Here is a 16,553-nt window from a genome sequence, read left to right as displayed (position 1 = left end):
TTAATGGAGAAATCTAATCGGTATGTTATACCTGAGAGAAGAGTGAGGAGTTATCCAAGGGTTGTAAAAGGAAAACCTCAAAAATACCCAAGAAAAAGCCAGTCAATCTCTTAACTGACTGGCATTATCCTGATGGAGGCTTTTTCTATTCGGAAACACGACACTTTTCTCCAGCCAAGTTTGTTATAGTGAAGGCCTGTTCTGAATGGCTGTTCTGCAATGCAATTTAACTCGCGCTATCCTACCCTGCCTTCCCGTCTGTATCACCAGCAACAACCGCTGCCTTTAAAAGGCGCCAAAGCCGGGCATTTCAATGCAGCACTGGCCGATGAACTGCAATGGTCAAATGAAGACAAAGCACAGTGGGTCGAAATCTGTAGCGGCCAGAAAACATTTGCTGAATTTCCGGCATTGGCTATGGTTTATGCCGGGCATCAATTCGGGCAATGGGCCGGTCAGCTCGGTGATGGACGTGGTTTACTGATTGCCCAGATTGTTGACCAGCATCAGCAGACCATTGATCTGCATTTAAAAGGTGCCGGTGCTACCCCTTATTCACGGATGGGCGATGGTCGCGCGGTGTTACGCTCGGTGATTCGTGAATATCTGGCCGGTCATGCCTTAAATGCCTTGGGCGTACCTTCCAGTAATGCCGTGGGATTTACTTCATCCACCCAAGGGGTACAGCGTGAAAAACTGGAACCGGGTGCAATGATGTTACGTACCTCGGACTGTCATATTCGGCTGGGGCATTTTGAATGGATCAATCAATATCAGCCAGATTTACTGCCTGAATTTACCCAGAAATGTATCGAATGGCATTATCCGGAATGTCTGAAGGCCGAGCAGCCTGTTTTAGCTTTTGCCACGCAGGTGGTGCAGCGTACTGCAGTGATGATTGCCCAATGGCAGCTGGTTGGCTTTGCCCATGGGGTAATGAATACCGATAATTTAAATATCACCGGCTCTACCCTGGATTTTGGTCCTTACGGTTTTATGGAGCGCTTTCGCCCGAACTGGATCAACAACCATTCCGATTATCAGGGACGTTATACCTATCAGCAGCAGCCGAGTATTGGGCACTGGAACTTGTGGACCTGGCTGAACAACCTGATTCCGCTTTGTCCCGCAGACGATGACCAGGAGCAATGGAAAACAGATCTGGCTCAATGTTTAACTCATTTTGAACCGACCTTCCTGGAACACTACAAGCATGGCTTAAACCAGAAAATGGGCTTACCCAGCTTCCATAAAGACAGCTTTGACTGCGCGATGGCTTTTTTAAGAATCTTGCAAAGCGAACAGCTGGACTACACCCAAAGCTTTATTCGCCTGCAACATAAAGACTATGAAGCGATTAAAGATGATTGCTTAGACCGTCGTCAGTTTGAAGCCTTCCTGACGCAATATGAGCGTATTCGTGAACATCAGGATACCGATGAACTGGATGCCGCCATGACCGCCGTCAATCCGCATTACATCCTGCGCAACCATATGGCGCAAAAAGCGATTGAACTGGCCGAGCGGGATGATTTTTCTGAAGTCGAGCGTTTATTTAGCCTGCTCAGCCATCCCTATATCCGGCAGACCGCGCTGGAAAAACCGGAAGATTTAGCGCCACTCCCAAGCGATGTGCCTGAAGTGATGGTCAGCTGCTCGTCTTAAAGTATCCACATTGGCCTGGTAAATTGTGGATAATTTCAGCATTATCCACAAAGTGCCCTTCAACCTAAATTGCGTATGGCTTTACATCCACTTGCGGCAACAGCCGCTGCTACCCTGCCTGAAGTCACAGTGACCCAGCCCTTTGGTGAGGGTTGTGATGTGTTTAAAGTGCTGGATAAAGTCTTTATGTTACAGTTTCATCTGCACGGACAAGCGGCCATTAATTTAAAAGTAGCGCCAGATCATGGTGCCATGCTGCGTGATATTTATCCGTATATTCGTAGCGGCTGGCATATGAATAAACAGCACTGGATTTCAGTGTATGAAGATGAAGAGCTGGATGAAGCTTTAATCGAAGATTTAGTGCTGAATTCTTATGCGTTGGTGGTGTCCAAACTCAAGAAACTGGATCGACAACGTATAGCGTTACTCAAAACTGTAGGCTCGCGTGTTTAGCTCGGGCAAAAACACAGAGATAAATCGTGCCCACAGTTTAATCCTGTCTCTCGTATGTAAAATCAGCGATTAAACTTTATATTTATCATTGAACAACTCAAAGGCTTTGCGCCACCCTGAATGTTCACTGCTGTGCTGGCTTTTTGCAATTAAATACTGCAATAGTGCTTTGATGGTGGCCACTGTATCGGAATTTAAACAGACAATAATCTGCTGTACACAGAAGTTGATCTGATGTTCCAGGCGGGAACTATCCTGGGTTTGTTCAAAATAGTGTATCGCGGGGGTGATATTGCGCTGAATTAAGCGTGCGACAAGCTCAGTATTGACGTGCATAGAAAAATTCCCAAAAGCGGGCTGCGGATTATACCGGAATTTTATTTACTTCAATTTTCAGGCTTATTAAAATTTACAAAATATTCTTGTTAAAAATTAAATTCATTTAAAAATTATAATATTAGAAATCCCCCCTTTTATCTTGGTCTTATGCTTGATCAGTCTGTTGATTTATCACCATCCTGCCCCTAAATACTGCACAACCTACTCTCATAAAAAAAGCGAATAGGCACATATCTATTCGCTTTTTCACTCCGCATGAAATTAATCTTCCGGATATTCAAAACGGTAGCCAACCCCATAGACTGCCTGAATCCACTCATGACGATTACCGGTTTCTGCCGCTTCGGAAATCTTGCGGCGCAGGTTTTTGATATGACTGTCAATCACCCGATCCGCAACATCAAAACTGTCCGGGTTAATATGGTCCAGCAATTGGGCACGGGAATAGACCTGCCCGACATGCTCTAAAAACAGTTCCAGTAAACGGAATTCGGTTGGGGTCAGGTTCAGCGCTTTTTGCTGATACCAGATCCGTTGCTGGGCTTTATCCATCCGGAATAAATCATTGGTTTCCGGTTCAGCCTTGCGGTCTAAGCGGCGCAGCACTGCCTGCACACGTGCCACCAGTTCTTTCGGACTAAATGGCTTACAGATATAGTCATCTGCACCCATATTCAGGCCCAGCACCCGGTCAATTTCTTCGGTACGCGCCGTGACCATAATAATGGGTAAATCAGACTGCTCACGTACTTTACGGCAAATGGTCAGCCCATCCATACGTGGCACCATCAGATCCAGAATCATCAGGCTCGGTTTACGCTGCAAAAAGCTGTTATAGGCTTCTTGTCCATCATGAAACATACTGACCTCAAACCCAGCAGCTTCAAGATAGTCGCGGACCAATTGAGCGAGTTCAACTTCATCTTCAACCAGCATGACATGTTTCATGAATATCTTTTCCTTTTATTGTTTGGTCGGAATCGGGAAAGTCAGTTTGCAGCGCAAGCCACCCAATGGCGAATGCGCAAAACTCAGCTGGCCACCCATGGCCTGCGCAATTTTAGCAGACAGCGCCAGACCTAAACCGGTACCGCCAGTGCTCCGCGTACGCGAATCATCCACCCGGTAAAAACGCTCGCCTAAACGGGCTAGCTGTTCATCGGTCAGGCCAAATGGACTGTCATCGACATAGACACTCCATTCTGTTGCCGTCTGCTCACTATGAATATGAACCTGCCCACCGGCCTCAGTATAACGAATACTGTTCGCAATCAAGTTCACCATAATTTGTTTAAAGCGGTCTATATCTAATTGTAAAGGCACAGCTTCACCTTCTAGACGCACACTTAACTCGGCCTGTTCAAACTTCGGCCGGAAATTCTCGACTTCCTGTTCAATCACCTGCCAAGGGTTGATTGGGGCCAGATAGAATTTCAGCTGCATGGCTTCGGCCTGGGCTAAATCAGCCAGGTCCTGAGTCAGTTTTTTCAGGCTGCTGACCTGACGCATCATTGCATCTAAGTGTTCCGGTGTGGCTTTACGGATACCATCCTGCATAGCCTCAATTTGGGCCTGTAACACTGCCAGCGGGGTTTTTAATTCGTGTGAGGTATCAGCCACCCACTGCCGGCGTGAGGTTTCATGTTGATCTAAAATGACTGCCAGCTGATTCAGCTCTGTAGATAAATCACCGAGTTCATCATTACGGTTTACTTTCACCTGATACTGATAATTGCCTTTGGTCAGTTCACGGGTCCCATTGAGCAGACGCTGAATCGGCTTTTTAAAATAGGTCGCCAATAACCAGGCCACCAGTAAACTGGCAATAAAGGACAGACCATAAATCAGCAGCAGATAACGCTTTTGTTCGCTAAAGAAATTAATGCTGAGCGCATCATCCTGATCCAGCACCGGTTTTAACCCCAGATAACCGACCACCTGATTGTTCATTAAAATCGGGCGATACGACATTTGTCCTTCTGCTGGCTCACCGACTACAAACTGGCGTTTGGCATCATATAAAGCCAGACGTGAACTAAGACCCAAACGGTCCGGCATGGAAATAAACTGTTTTTTGCCATCCGATTGTGGCTGATTCGGACGCGGATTCTGGGCACTGCCCTGATTAACCCGGGTGGTATTCTGCTGCGCGCTTAAAGGAAATTTCAGGCCTTCAAAGGGACGGTACTCGGAAGGCAGATTCATTTCCAGCCATTTTAGTTCCTCCTGCGAGGCCTGGCGTTTCTGCGGATCTGGTTCAGCCAGCGTTGGCGCCACATTCATTAAGGTATGTTCTTCAAAATAACGCTGCTGCAAGGCAATATCGTACTGACGGCGCAACCACCAGCGCGACAGGCGGTCATAATCTTCCGGGCCGGCCTGCCCTTCAATTTGCAGGATTTGTGCCTGAATGGCATTGCCCCAATCATGATAGACACCATACACACCGGCCAGATTATGAATCACATGATCCAGCTTCTGCATTTCGACATCGGCCACGTATTTGGTGAAATTGCGTTGCATATTCCAGTGCAGCACCCACAGGCTGACCGTGGAAATGACCAGCGCGGTCAATAGCACAGTCAAAAACAGGCGCAGGGCGATTGGAATCCGGCGTATTTTCAAAACACTCATCTCAATTTTTCTTTTATTTCACTATTGTAGCGAACAGTGTCTGAAAAAACTCTCCATTGTTTCTTCATCTTTATTATTTATTCTTGTCGCAGTTAAAGATAACTGTATCGCGGTTCTGTGTGGAGACAATAATCATGAAAACGATGACAAAAATTGCGCTTGTTTCAGTGGGTTTACTCAGTGTCGGGACACTGACAGCCTGTCAGTCAACCAATAGTACAGCAACGCCGGAACGTGAAGGTCGTATGGCTCACTCCATGCACGGCAAACATGCACGCCTAAGCCCGGAACAGCGTGAACAATGGCAGCAGCTGCGTACTGAACGCCGCCAGATGATGCAGCAGATCAAAACGGCCTGTAAAGGCAAAGCTGCCGGACAGGTGGTTCAGGTCAAAGCCGGTGAAAAAACCGTGAATGGGACCTGTTCCCTGGTGTTTACGCCGGAACGCCAGCAGCTTAAACACAGCCGTGAACATCGTCCAATGCGTGGCGATGTACGCCAGTTTAAACAGCATGGTCCTCAGACGGGTGCCTTAACCGATGCCAAACGTGCCGAACTGGTGAAACAGTATGATCAGCGCCTAGCACAGCGTCAGGCCCGTCAACAGGCTATGGCCAATGCCTGTAACGGTAAAATAGCCGGTCAGACTGTCAAGATTAAACTGGGGGATAAATCGGTCAATGGTCAATGCAGCCTGCGTTTTAAACCGAATACCGCTGTGACCATTCCGGCCAAAGTGGCTTAAGCGAAGTCAGCAAATAAAAAAGGCGCATGGTGCGCTTTTTTATTGGACATATCTGTTTACGTTTTTGACTATTTGTCCACTTCCTATACCGATAAATCTGTTTACACTCAATACACTTAGCTATTTCAAGTTAAAAATCTTTGACTTTACAGTCACCAAGAAAAGCCATTGAAATGCTTGTACCCAATTAGAAGATGTTGCACGATTAAAACATTCAAGATGCGCCTGTGAAGGCGCGTGAACTCACTGATTTAGGATTATAACCGCTGGTTAAACCAGTATTGAGGAACCCGATATGCCACAATACAAAGCGCCACTACGTGATATGCAATTTGTTTTGCATGAATTATTAAATGCTGAAGAACATTATGCAAAACTCCCTGCATTCTCTGGAAACGTAAGCCGTGAGTTGGTTGACCAATATTTAGAAGCTGCTGCAGACTTCTGTGAAAACGAATTATCTCCTTTAAACCAGGTGGGCGACCGCGAAGGCTGTACCTGGAACGATGGTGTAGTCACCACGCCGACTGGCTTTAAAGAAGCGTATCAAAAATATATCGAACTGGGTTTCCCGTCTTTATCTGCTGAAGAACAGTACGGCGGTCAGGGTTTACCAAACTCTCTGGGCATTACCATTTCTGAAATGGTCGGTACCGCAAACTGGGCTTGGGGTATGTATCCGGGTCTGTCTCATGGTGCAGTACGTACCCTTGAGCACCACGGTTCGCAAGAACAAAAAGATACCTATCTGCCAAATCTGGTATCAGGTGTCTGGACCGGGACCATGTGTCTGACCGAATCTCATGCCGGTTCTGACCTCGGTATTATCCGCACCAAAGCAGAACCAAATGCGGATGGCAGCTATGCAATCTCTGGCGAGAAAATCTTTATCTCTGCTGGTGAGCACGACATGGCCGAGAATATCATCCATATCGTTCTGGCGCGTTTACCAGGCGCACCGAAAGGCACCAAAGGTATTTCACTGTTCATCGTACCGAAATTCAACCTGAATGCCGATGGTTCAATCGGTGAGCGTAATGCAGTGCGTTGTGGCTCGATCGAACACAAAATGGGGATTCACGGTAACGCGACTTGCGTGATTAACTTTGACAACGCCAAAGGTTACTTGATTGGACCTGAAAACCGTGGTCTGAACTGTATGTTCACTTTCATGAACACGGCGCGTATCGGTACTGCAGTACAAGGTCTGTCTGCATCTGAATCTTCATTCCAGGGTGCTTTGGCCTATGCAAAAGACCGTCTGGCTATGCGCTCACTGTCTGGTCCAAAAGCGCCAGAAAAAGAAGCCGATCCGATTATTGTGCATCCAGCAGTACGTAACATGCTGTTGACCCAAAAAGCATTTGCTGAAGGTGGCCGTGCGCTGGTTTACCTATTGGCTCAATATGCAGATGTGGTTGAACAGGCTGCTGAGGAAGAAGACCGTAAATTTGCCGACAACATCCTGTCTTTATTGACACCAATTGCCAAAGCCTTCCTGACCGAAACCGGTTCAGAAGCTGCAAAACACGGTGTACAGGTGTTCGGTGGTCACGGCTTTATTTCCGAGCACGGTATGGAGCAGATTGTACGTGATACGCGTATTTCTTGCCTGTACGAAGGTACCACTGAAATTCAGGCACTTGACCTGCTCGGCCGTAAGGTTCTGGGTACACAAGGCGCGATGCTGAAAGATTTCACCAAGATCATTCACAAATTCGCAGAAGCCAACAAAGACAATGCCGGCATGAAAGAGTTTGTTGAACCGCTGGCCGCGCTGAACAAAGAATGGGGCGACCTGACCATGCAAATTGGTATGCGTGCGATGCAAAACCCTGAAGAAGTCGGTGCTGCAGCAGTCGATTACCTCTACTTCTCTGGCTATGTGACACTGGCTTACCTATGGGCACGTATGGCACTGGTTGCACAAGAAGCCTTGGCTGCGGGTACTACCGATGTCGACTTCTATAATGCCAAAGTGACCACTGCACGCTTCTACTTCAAGAAGATCCTGCCACGTGTACGCTCGCATGTTGACGTGATTGCGACTGGCCTGGATCCATTGATGGCGCTTGATGCTGAACACTTCGCCTTCTAATGCACGTGATGTGTAGTAACTTGTAATGGATGTAAAAAGGACGGCCAGCTGTTGGCGGTCCTTTTTCTCTATTTATCGCGCTATATTAACCTTTCGTCGTCTAATCAATTGAAATCTCATCGTTTAGACTGACCTGATCACTATGAATAAACAAGAAACAGGTGAAATGAACTATGCCAATTTATAACGCACCGCTTGCCGATATGAAATTCATCCTGAATGATGTCTTCCAAGCAGAACAATTCTGGCAAAATAACGAAAATCTCGCCCACCTCGATGCTGCAACCGCAGAAGCCATTCTTGAAGAAATGGCCAAATTTACCCAGAACGTTACCCTGCCCTTAAACCGCACTGGTGATGAAGAAGGTGCCCAATATAACAATGGCAGCGTAACTACACCGGCCGGTTTTAAAGAAGCATTCAAGCAATATGCCGAAGGCGGCTGGATTGGCCTGGGTGCCGATGAAGAATGGGGCGGTCAAGGCATGCCAAAAATGCTGACCGTTCTGTCAGATGAAATGATTTTTGCTACTAACCCGTCATTCATGCTGTATCCACTGCTGTCAGTTGGTGCGGGTATGGCGCTGAGCAGCTATGCTTCTCAGGAACAAAAAGAAACCTATTTACCAAAAATTTATTCAGGTGAATGGTCTGGCACCATGTGTCTGACTGAACCACATGCCGGTACCGATTTGGGGATTATTAAAACCAAAGCGGAACGCAACGAAGATGGCAGCTATAACATTACCGGGACCAAAATCTTTATTACCGGTGGTGATCATGACCTGGCTGAAAACATCATTCACCTGGTACTGGCCAAAACCCCAGATGCACCTGCCGGTTCACGCGGTATTTCGCTGTTTATCGTGCCGAAATTCCTGGTCAATGCCGATGGTTCACTCGGTGAACGTAACCCGGTTGGCCCAGGCTCTATCGAACACAAAATGGGGATTAAAGCCTCTGCCACGTGTGTCATGAACTTTGATGGTGCCAAAGGCTATCTGGTCGGTAAAGAAAATGAAGGCCTGGCAGCCATGTTCGTGATGATGAACTATGAACGTCTGTCAATGGGTATTCAGGGTTTAGGCGCCTCTGAATTTGCTTACCAGAATGCAGCGCAATATGCGACTGACCGTTTACAGGGCCGCAGCGCTTCAGGTGTACAATCACCAAACAAACCGGCTGACAGCATTTTAGTACATGGCGATGTACGTCGTATGCTCTTGAATGTGCGTGCCAACAACGAAGCATCACGTGCCTTTGCAGTCTATGTCGGTCAACAGCTGGACATCACCAAATTCTCGACTGATGCAGATGCGGTGAAAAAAGCCAATGACCGTGTGGCGCTGCTAACGCCTATTGCCAAAGCCTATTTAACCGATACCGCTTTCCAGGCAACCCTAGATGCGCAAATGTGCTTCGGTGGTCATGGTTATATCCGTGAATGGGGCATGGAGCAATGTGTACGTGATTTACGTATTGCGCAAATTTATGAAGGTACCAATGGCGTCCAGTCACAAGATTTAATTGGCCGTAAAACCATTAAATGTCAGGGCGCCTATATTGCAGAATATATTGCTGAAATCCGTGACTTTGCCAACCAGTTAGATGCCGATCTGAACTTCATTAAAGATGCGACCTTAGATGCAGCTACAGAAGTCGAATCGGTAACGCAATACATTCTGAATGCGGCGTCTGAAAATGCGGAATTCCCGAATGCAGCAGCGGTCGATTATTTACACGCGGTTGGTCTGCTCAGCTTTGCCTATATGTTTGCCCGTATTGCCCAAGCGGCACAGGCCAAACAGGGTGAGTTCTATCAGAACAAACTGGCACTGGGTCTGTACTTTGTACAACGTATTCTGCCAGAGCTGGAAATGCGGATTACCCGTATCAAAGCCGGTTCTGATGTGATCATGAAATTCTCGGAAGATTATTTCACTCATCAGGCTTAAGCTTTTTATCTCTCAAAAACGCCTGCACTGTCAGGCGTTTTTTATAGCATCCATGTTTTCCTGCTATTTTTACACCACTTTTCCTGTAGTTGTGCACAGTTTTTGCATGAGTTTTCTCATTCAATCAGCAGCATCAGGAGGAGCATATGACAGCACGGCATCCCACAGTAGAAAAAATAGAAACCCTCCTCGACCGGCTGGGTAATCTGGCCGTTGAAAGTTTTCACTATATTGCCCTGTTCGTGATTGGCTGTATGGTGATCTGGTCGGCCGGCCATACTGTGGTCGATATTCTGACCGTCAAACAATATGCCACGATTGATGATATTTTACTGCTGTTCATTTATTTGGAGCTCGGTGCCATGGTGGGTATTTACTTTAAAACCAACCACATGCCAGTACGCTTCCTGATTTATATTGCCATTACCGCCCTGACCCGGCTGCTGATTTCCGATATCCAGCACGACCATAAAGCGGATATTGACCTAGTAATTATTACCGGTTCGATTCTGATTCTAGCCTTTGCGATTCTGGTGGTACGTTTTGCCTCCTGGAATTATCCATCGGTAATTCGGGATAAACACAGTGAAAAACCGTTGCCACAAGGCAAGACCCCACGCCCGGAAGATGATGAACTGGCCTAAACACCCAAATCACATCCATCATTCAAATCTGAAGAACAAAAAGCGCGCCTGGATACCACTACGGCGCGCTGATTTTTGAGTGAAGATTCACCGGATCATCAGTTTGGTTCAAATAGTTTTCCTTAGCGCTGGAGCGCTCCGGATGATCTAACGGTTTGGCACCAAAATATAACGACCATTTTCATAAATCCAGTAGCTGCCATTTGGCGGAGCCGGCAAACCTAAACGGCGCCAGTCAGTAATGATGGTCTGCGTGCTGCTTTCAATCCGGGCCACATTCGGGTCACCATTGACCCAGCTATAACTTTGCGAATTCTGGTAAATGGTGGTGGGCGCCTGATATTGAATACTGATGCCCGGACGTACCGGTTGATGGCCCCATTGCGGACGGGGCGGATAATATTGTGGTGGCCTGTGCTGCGGATAAGACGGGCGATGCTGTGGATAATGCTGCGCATGCGATTTTCGCTCCACACCCTGATAACTGGCCCAGCGATTGGTATCGGCCAGCGATAATGTCGAGATGGCAGACAATCCAATGCCTAACCATAAACCTGCTTGTATTCTTTTCACTACCCGACTCCCAAACATCAGCCTATTGATTTTACTATAAAACAGGATTAAGGATAAAAAATGAACATGCATGCTTTATACAAGTTTTTTAGATGAATGGCGGTAGATCGGCCGTATTTCTCAGTGAAAATAATGGCCTACTTTTATGCTACACTCGCTTTTTTTCATACTAGGTTCATGCTTGTGTCTGATTTAAGTTTTGATCGTCTTTATGAATATTTCTGCAAAGTACCCAGTGTTCAAAAAAACTTGATCGATGCCTATGGCACAGATGGTGCTCAGGCATGGTGGTTTAAATTTCAGATTAATGTAGCACACCCACTGGCCTGGCAAACCGTACAGGAACTGGGTCATGTGCTGAACTATATTTCCAAGAATGAACGTTTGCCAACGCAGTTTTTACCGGTATCGCCACCACCTTATATGAATGGTGAAGCCAAAGATTTCCTGTCTTGGGTGATCCAGTGTAATCATGCCGATTTCCCGCCCGATGTGGTCTGCGACTGGCTGGAAGCGCGTTTGCCGAATCCGGTTGAAGATGAAAGCCAGTGGAAAATTAAAACCGACCTGAGCGAGCTGGATGAGCTGTCTGATAAAGATCTGGATGAACTGGTACCACCGAATCTGGGGAAAAACTAAGCGTTAAACCTTAGTACTGACCTCTTCCTGACTCTCTCCTAGAAGGTTAAGGAAAAGCGTATATCCCTAACCTTCTCTTACAAAGGTGGAAGAAAACTCATTCTTCCAGCTCTCTTATAAGCAGAAGCCACGGCTCCCAAACAGAAGCGTGGAATAAGGGAGATTAGAACGTCGACCAGCCACTCCATTCCATCAAACGATACAGCCCATATTTCAGCGTCGATTCATCGGCATACTGGGCATAATCCACACTCATCTGACGGCCATTTAAGTTTGACCAGGCGGTATCAAAATACTGCTGAGCATCTTGAAACACCTGAGCTTGAGCCGGGCCTAACACGCGTAAATTGGTTTCCAGATTATAATTTTTTAAATTCCGCGCGGTGAAATTGGCCGAACCTAAAATCATCTCCTGTTGCTGGGCATTGCGCTTGATCAGCATTTTGCTATGACATTGCTCGCCTTGGGTATTACACCAGCGCAGTGGAATGCCGGCCTGATGTAATTCTGCTGCCACTGGCCGGTTCGGTACGCCATTCTTTTCCAGACCAAACGCATCTTTATTAGCATCCAGCAACACCCGCAATTTCACCCCACGCTCATGGGCTGCAAGCAGGCTTTTGATAATCTGGCGCTCGGACAGATAGAACATCACCAGATCGACCTGTTCATTGGCTTTGGCGCTATTAATCAGGTTTAAAGTCGCATCATAAATGGCTTTTTCAGTCAGCACCTGCACCTGCGGTTCAGTAGCAGCGGCCTGAAACTCACCGACAATCACCCCGGGAATATTGCTGCCGGACATGAGCGCCACCGACTGCTCGGTTTTCAGAATATCTACCGCGGTATTGCCTTTGACCACCAGCGCCACATTGGAGTGATGGGAACTGGCATCATGCGGATTCATTGAGGTCACCAGAGCTTCCCAGCCGTCCGGGGTATCAACCACAATGGTTTTACGGTGATTGGCCTTAAAATTCAGCAGCTCGGAATAACTGCGCAGGGTGATTTTGCCCTCGCCAAACGGATTGGCCAGCCAGCCGGCATCCGGATTATTGCGGATGCCCTGACAGCAGATGTACCAGAACCCGGACCACATCGGATTGGAAGCGCGTAGCGGGGTTAAATTGGTTTCGATCACATCAATTCCGGCCTGGCGCAGTTGCCGATAATGCTCTGGCGCAAGCCCGCCATAAACCGAGTTAATCGGATCGGTAATCAGCTTGATTTCAATATCCGGCTGGGTACGGCGTTTTTGAATCAGTGCATCGGTCAATTGCTGGCTGAGCGGTTGATGCTGGGCCTGTGATGCCCCGGTTTGCGGATTAAACAGGAACATATCCAGCACAATTAAACTTTGTGCTTCATCAATCAGGCGCAGCATTTCATTAAAAATCTGATGATCATAATGCTGCTGGCCCTGTGCATCCAGATAGGTCTGATCGGCCAGAAATTTGACTTCGGCATGACGTAGCGGTCCCGCATAATTCAAACCATCCGGTAAGGGCTTATAGGTATGATACAGTGCCGAGGATAAATAGCTTAACGCCAGCAGGCCCATCATCACGCCCAGATAACGCCGTGGTGACCAGTTCAGTTTATTGTGAATTCGTTGAAAGATACGCATAAGAAAAAACCTAACCCAATCAGCTCAGGCTAGGTTTTCTTCAAGCTTTTTTCAAGAGGATTTCCGTGACATCCTCTTGATTTTGGCAATAAATTTAAGTTTTGCTTAGAAGTTATATTCTAAACCAACGGTAAAATTACGGCCCACTTGCGGAATGTTGGACAGGAATGAGGTGTGTGAATAAACCTGATCATCCAGCAGGTTATTGGCTTTAAAGAACACGCGGTAGTCCTGGTTATTCGCCATGGCACCTGCATACGCCAGACCGACATTGACCATGTTATAGCCTTGGGTTTCCTGTTCATAGCTGGCAATCTGGTCCTGTTTAAAGACATGATAGTACTCTGCCAGACCTGACCAGCCATCAGCAAAATCGGCTTCTACTTTGGTACCTAAACGGCCTGCGGGTACACGCGGTGCGTTTTCACCATCAATTTTGCCACGCACATAGTCACCAAACAGGCTGACTTTATAAGCATCGTTAATGGCATAGCCTAACTGCGCTTCTGTACCGTAGAAACGGGCTTTGTCTTGTTTATAATCAACTAGACGGAATGTTCCTTCGCTGTCGGTTGTTGAGCCATAAATATAGTTATCAAACCAGTTGTGATAAACATGCACATGATAGTCGAGTTTCGCACCTTCATAATGCAGACCTAACTCAAGGTTATTTGACTTCTCAACATCCAGATCCTCATTTCCACGCTCATAGGTATTGGTGGCAAAGTGAATACCGTCCGCATACAACTCTTGTGCCAGTGGTAAACGTTGCTGATGCGAGCCAACCACAGAAAGCTTATAGTTTGGAGCAAATTCCCAATTGGCTGCTGCTGAACCTGACACACCGGTATCCGAATAGTCTTTTTGAGTTGAATCTACATCAATTTTTTGATGTTCTACACGTGCACCCAATTCCACATGCACATCACCAAACTGCTTATGTTCTAAACCGAACAGGCTATATTTTTCGGTCTTGGTGTCTGCCATCAGCACGCCACTATGAGAATGCCCATCATGTTCTTCCGCACCACCCGCAAGATTAATTTTCTGTTGGCTATATTGGGTACCAAAGACCCCTTCCCAACCCGCGACTGGTTTATGAACCAACTCTAAACGGGCATCATAGCCTTTGCTTTTAAAATTACTGATAACTTCACTTTCTTCCAGCTCGTCATGTTCATAATCGGTATAGCTGGCATGGGCACGTAACTTGTCAAAGCCTGCAAAGGGCTGATCAAGTTCGGTACGCAAATCATAACGGTGTGATTCTAAGTCCACCCATGGGCCACCATGTGCATGTTCTTCAACAGTATTTGAATTAGGTGTCGGGCAACCATGAAAGTGATCATCGTGCAATACACAACCATGATATTCATGGCTATGCCCTGGCAACCCATATTTATCCTGACGATTACTATAAGACACCCCGACAAAACCACGGTCATGAATCCATGAGCCGCCAATATTCACGGTTTGCCCTTCTGCAAAGGTATTGTCTACACGACGGGCTTTATCAAAATGTGTTTCATGTTCTTCTTCAGCATCATGTCCATGATCATGATCTTCATGGCCAGCTTCATCATTATGATGTTCTACCCAGTAATCCGGCGTAATATAGTTATTTGCTTTACGTTTGGAGCCTTCTACACGTAAGGCAAAGTTGTCACCAATTGCTGCTGTTACCCCCGCACTGGCCAGCTTCTCATCGCTACCCGAGTTATAGCGCACGCCGACGGTGCCCTCTAAGCCATCTGCTGGGATTTGGGTTGGAATTTTCTGATCGGTTACATTGACCAAACCACCGACGGTACCAGCACCATAGAGTAAAGTCGATGGACCACGAATCACTTCAACCTGTTTTGCCAGAATTGGATCTACCGTAACCGTATGGTCTGGAGATAAAGTCGATACATCGGCAGTTTCAGATGCGTGTTGTAAGACTCTGACACGCGGGCCATCTTGACCACGAATCACGGGACGGCTTGAACCTGTGCCGTACTGATTTGAATATACACCCAGTTCATCAGCCAGTGCATCACCAATGGTTGTTGGGCGTTCCGCCAATACTTTCTGTTCCACCACCTGATCTGCTACCGCAAAGTCTGCTGCAGTCTGAACCAGAGGATGGGCTTTTAGCTGGATGGTTTCAAGTTGCTGTGCATTGAATAGATTCGCCTCATCTGCAAAAACCGCAGGGGCCACAACAGCAAAAATAGACAGTGTTATTAAATTCTTATGGAAGGACATGACTCAGGCTCAGAGTAACAAATTTGAATAATGTTATAATATAACATTTCAACTGTTTTGCAATAAAAAACATAAAATTCATCTTTGCTTGGTTAAGCTATAGGGCCTCGCGGATTTTTCTGTTTTTATTGTCTACGCCTGTATGCCCTTTACCTTATCTCATGCGGTTTTAGCACCACCCATTGCCCAGCTGACAGGCCATCGTCTTCCCGTTGCAGCCCTTGCCATTGGCTGTATGCTGCCCGATTTAAGCCGATTATTTACCACCGATCAGGGCGGCTTGAATCATTTATGGAGTTCAATTGTTCATCCAAATTTATGGCTGGGTCTGGCTTTTTGTGCGGCGTGGTATCTGATTTATCGTCCGGTGCTGTATCGGGCGCTAGGCATACAACATGAGCTCAATCTGGATTCGTTCAAGTCGGCCCTTGGTTTTTTACTTGCGATGGTGCTGGGACTATTGCTGGGCAATGCTACCCATTTAATTTGGGATGGTTTAACTCACGTCGACTTTCGCACTTTCGCCTTTCATGATTTTTTAAACCAGCCGGTGTCCTGGTTCTCCCAGACCTATCCACTACATTTTATCTTGCAGATTGGCAGTTCGCTTCTGGCCCTGCCGTTTTTGCTGTGGATGTGCTGGCGTTATTATCAGCGCTATCGTCAGCATTGGCCAGTGAGCCGACGGGTCAAACAAGCGGCAGCCATCCTGATTGGCCTGGCTATTTTGCTAGGTGCTTATTCGGTCTGGGATTATGCCCGCTATTTCAGTGATGAACTCTGGTATAGCCATCGTTATTATTTTCTGGGCCGGGCTTTTAATGAGTTTAGTCAGGGTGCCTTAATCATTTTAACCACGGGCTGTATTTTATTCCAGATTCTGGACCGCAATCATGAGTTCGGTTAACTCGAAATAACAGGAAATTGCCG

Annotated in this window: 14 protein-coding genes; 8 read left to right on the top strand and 6 right to left on the bottom strand. The window is 46.9% G+C overall.

Annotated features, from left to right (window positions below; all coding sequences use genetic code 11):
- The first annotated feature begins 219 nt into the window (after positions 1–219).
- Complete coding sequence (locus FTU86_RS09505; RefSeq protein WP_180048490.1) at positions 220–1,665, top strand: YdiU family protein; 1,446 nt, start codon at positions 220–222, stop codon at positions 1,663–1,665.
- 75 nt (positions 1,666–1,740) lie between these two features.
- Complete coding sequence (locus FTU86_RS09500; protein WP_104505831.1) at positions 1,741–2,121, top strand: MmcQ/YjbR family DNA-binding protein; 381 nt, start codon at positions 1,741–1,743, stop codon at positions 2,119–2,121.
- A gap of 69 nt (positions 2,122–2,190) precedes the next feature.
- Here FTU86_RS09500 and FTU86_RS09495 read toward each other — a convergent pair whose 3' ends face one another.
- From FTU86_RS09495 to baeS, 3 genes are all read right to left on the bottom strand, one after another.
- Positions 2,191–2,457: a hypothetical protein gene (locus FTU86_RS09495; protein ID WP_104505830.1), complete on the bottom strand. Its 267-nt coding sequence runs from the start codon at positions 2,455–2,457 to the stop codon at positions 2,191–2,193.
- 264 nt (positions 2,458–2,721) lie between these two features.
- Positions 2,722–3,408 carry a response regulator gene (locus tag FTU86_RS09490; RefSeq protein ID WP_005180005.1) on the bottom strand — a complete coding sequence of 229 codons (687 nt, stop codon included), beginning with the start codon at positions 3,406–3,408 and terminating at the stop codon, positions 2,722–2,724.
- Positions 3,409–3,423: 15 nt separating this feature from the next.
- Positions 3,424–5,094: a sensor histidine kinase efflux regulator BaeS gene (gene baeS, locus FTU86_RS09485; RefSeq protein ID WP_180048491.1), complete on the bottom strand. Its 1,671-nt coding sequence runs from the start codon at positions 5,092–5,094 to the stop codon at positions 3,424–3,426.
- Between the two features lie 134 nt (positions 5,095–5,228).
- Here baeS and FTU86_RS09480 point away from each other — a divergent pair, with 134 nt between their 5' ends.
- From FTU86_RS09480 to FTU86_RS09465, 4 genes are all read left to right on the top strand, one after another.
- Positions 5,229–5,840 carry a hypothetical protein gene (locus FTU86_RS09480; protein WP_180006622.1) on the top strand — a complete coding sequence of 204 codons (612 nt, stop codon included), beginning with the start codon at positions 5,229–5,231 and terminating at the stop codon, positions 5,838–5,840.
- 295 nt (positions 5,841–6,135) lie between these two features.
- The gene (locus FTU86_RS09475; protein ID WP_075168330.1) at positions 6,136–7,938 is read left to right on the top strand and encodes an acyl-CoA dehydrogenase C-terminal domain-containing protein; all 1,803 of its coding nucleotides are present in this window, start codon (positions 6,136–6,138) and stop codon (positions 7,936–7,938) included.
- Positions 7,939–8,111: 173 nt separating this feature from the next.
- On the top strand, positions 8,112–9,893 hold the full coding sequence (locus FTU86_RS09470) for an acyl-CoA dehydrogenase C-terminal domain-containing protein (protein ID WP_075168331.1): 1,782 nt from the start codon (positions 8,112–8,114) through the stop codon (positions 9,891–9,893).
- Positions 9,894–10,039: 146 nt separating this feature from the next.
- Positions 10,040–10,537: a phosphate-starvation-inducible protein PsiE gene (locus FTU86_RS09465; RefSeq protein ID WP_180006621.1), complete on the top strand. Its 498-nt coding sequence runs from the start codon at positions 10,040–10,042 to the stop codon at positions 10,535–10,537.
- A 147-nt stretch (positions 10,538–10,684) separates the two neighbouring features.
- Here the strand turns inward: FTU86_RS09465 and FTU86_RS09460 are convergent, their stop codons facing one another.
- Positions 10,685–11,110, bottom strand: a complete 426-nt coding sequence (locus tag FTU86_RS09460) for an RcnB family protein (RefSeq protein WP_005180017.1) — start codon at positions 11,108–11,110, stop codon at positions 10,685–10,687.
- Positions 11,111–11,293: 183 nt separating this feature from the next.
- Between FTU86_RS09460 and FTU86_RS09455 the strand changes: the two genes are divergently transcribed.
- Positions 11,294–11,749, top strand: coding sequence for a hypothetical protein (locus FTU86_RS09455; RefSeq protein WP_180006620.1), 456 nt, complete (start codon positions 11,294–11,296; stop codon positions 11,747–11,749).
- Between the two features lie 163 nt (positions 11,750–11,912).
- On the opposite strand, the gene FTU86_RS09450 is transcribed toward FTU86_RS09455, so the two are convergent.
- Complete coding sequence (locus FTU86_RS09450) at positions 11,913–13,376, bottom strand: phospholipase D family protein (RefSeq protein WP_180006619.1); 1,464 nt, start codon at positions 13,374–13,376, stop codon at positions 11,913–11,915.
- Positions 13,377–13,481: 105 nt separating this feature from the next.
- Positions 13,482–15,623 (bottom strand): zinc piracy TonB-dependent receptor ZnuD, encoded by a 2,142-nt coding sequence (gene znuD, locus FTU86_RS09445; RefSeq protein WP_180006618.1) that lies wholly within the window; start codon positions 15,621–15,623, stop codon positions 13,482–13,484.
- A gap of 142 nt (positions 15,624–15,765) precedes the next feature.
- Here znuD and FTU86_RS09440 point away from each other — a divergent pair, with 142 nt between their 5' ends.
- Positions 15,766–16,530: a DUF4184 family protein gene (locus tag FTU86_RS09440; protein ID WP_168384234.1), complete on the top strand. Its 765-nt coding sequence runs from the start codon at positions 15,766–15,768 to the stop codon at positions 16,528–16,530.
- The last annotated feature ends 23 nt before the right edge of the window (positions 16,531–16,553 follow it).

It is taken from the genome of Acinetobacter sp. YH12155, assembly GCF_013418255.1.
Taxonomy (GTDB): Bacteria; Pseudomonadota; Gammaproteobacteria; order Pseudomonadales; family Moraxellaceae; genus Acinetobacter; species Acinetobacter indicus.
This window is presented reverse-complemented; position numbering and strand designations above follow the sequence as displayed.

Coding starts and splice junctions, on each gene's coding strand:
- FTU86_RS09505 (WP_180048490.1), top strand. CDS start 220: ATGCAATTTAACTCGCGCTATCCTACCCTGCCTTCCCGTCTGTATCAC.
- FTU86_RS09500 (WP_104505831.1), top strand. CDS start 1,741: ATGGCTTTACATCCACTTGCGGCAACAGCCGCTGCTACCCTGCCTGAA.
- FTU86_RS09495 (WP_104505830.1), bottom strand. CDS start 2,457: ATGCACGTCAATACTGAGCTTGTCGCACGCTTAATTCAGCGCAATATC.
- FTU86_RS09490 (WP_005180005.1), bottom strand. CDS start 3,408: ATGAAACATGTCATGCTGGTTGAAGATGAAGTTGAACTCGCTCAATTG.
- baeS (WP_180048491.1), bottom strand. CDS start 5,094: ATGAGTGTTTTGAAAATACGCCGGATTCCAATCGCCCTGCGCCTGTTT.
- FTU86_RS09480 (WP_180006622.1), top strand. CDS start 5,229: ATGAAAACGATGACAAAAATTGCGCTTGTTTCAGTGGGTTTACTCAGT.
- FTU86_RS09475 (WP_075168330.1), top strand. CDS start 6,136: ATGCCACAATACAAAGCGCCACTACGTGATATGCAATTTGTTTTGCAT.
- FTU86_RS09470 (WP_075168331.1), top strand. CDS start 8,112: ATGCCAATTTATAACGCACCGCTTGCCGATATGAAATTCATCCTGAAT.
- FTU86_RS09465 (WP_180006621.1), top strand. CDS start 10,040: ATGACAGCACGGCATCCCACAGTAGAAAAAATAGAAACCCTCCTCGAC.
- FTU86_RS09450 (WP_180006619.1), bottom strand. CDS start 13,376: ATGCGTATCTTTCAACGAATTCACAATAAACTGAACTGGTCACCACGG.
- znuD (WP_180006618.1), bottom strand. CDS start 15,623: ATGTCCTTCCATAAGAATTTAATAACACTGTCTATTTTTGCTGTTGTG.
- FTU86_RS09440 (WP_168384234.1), top strand. CDS start 15,766: ATGCCCTTTACCTTATCTCATGCGGTTTTAGCACCACCCATTGCCCAG.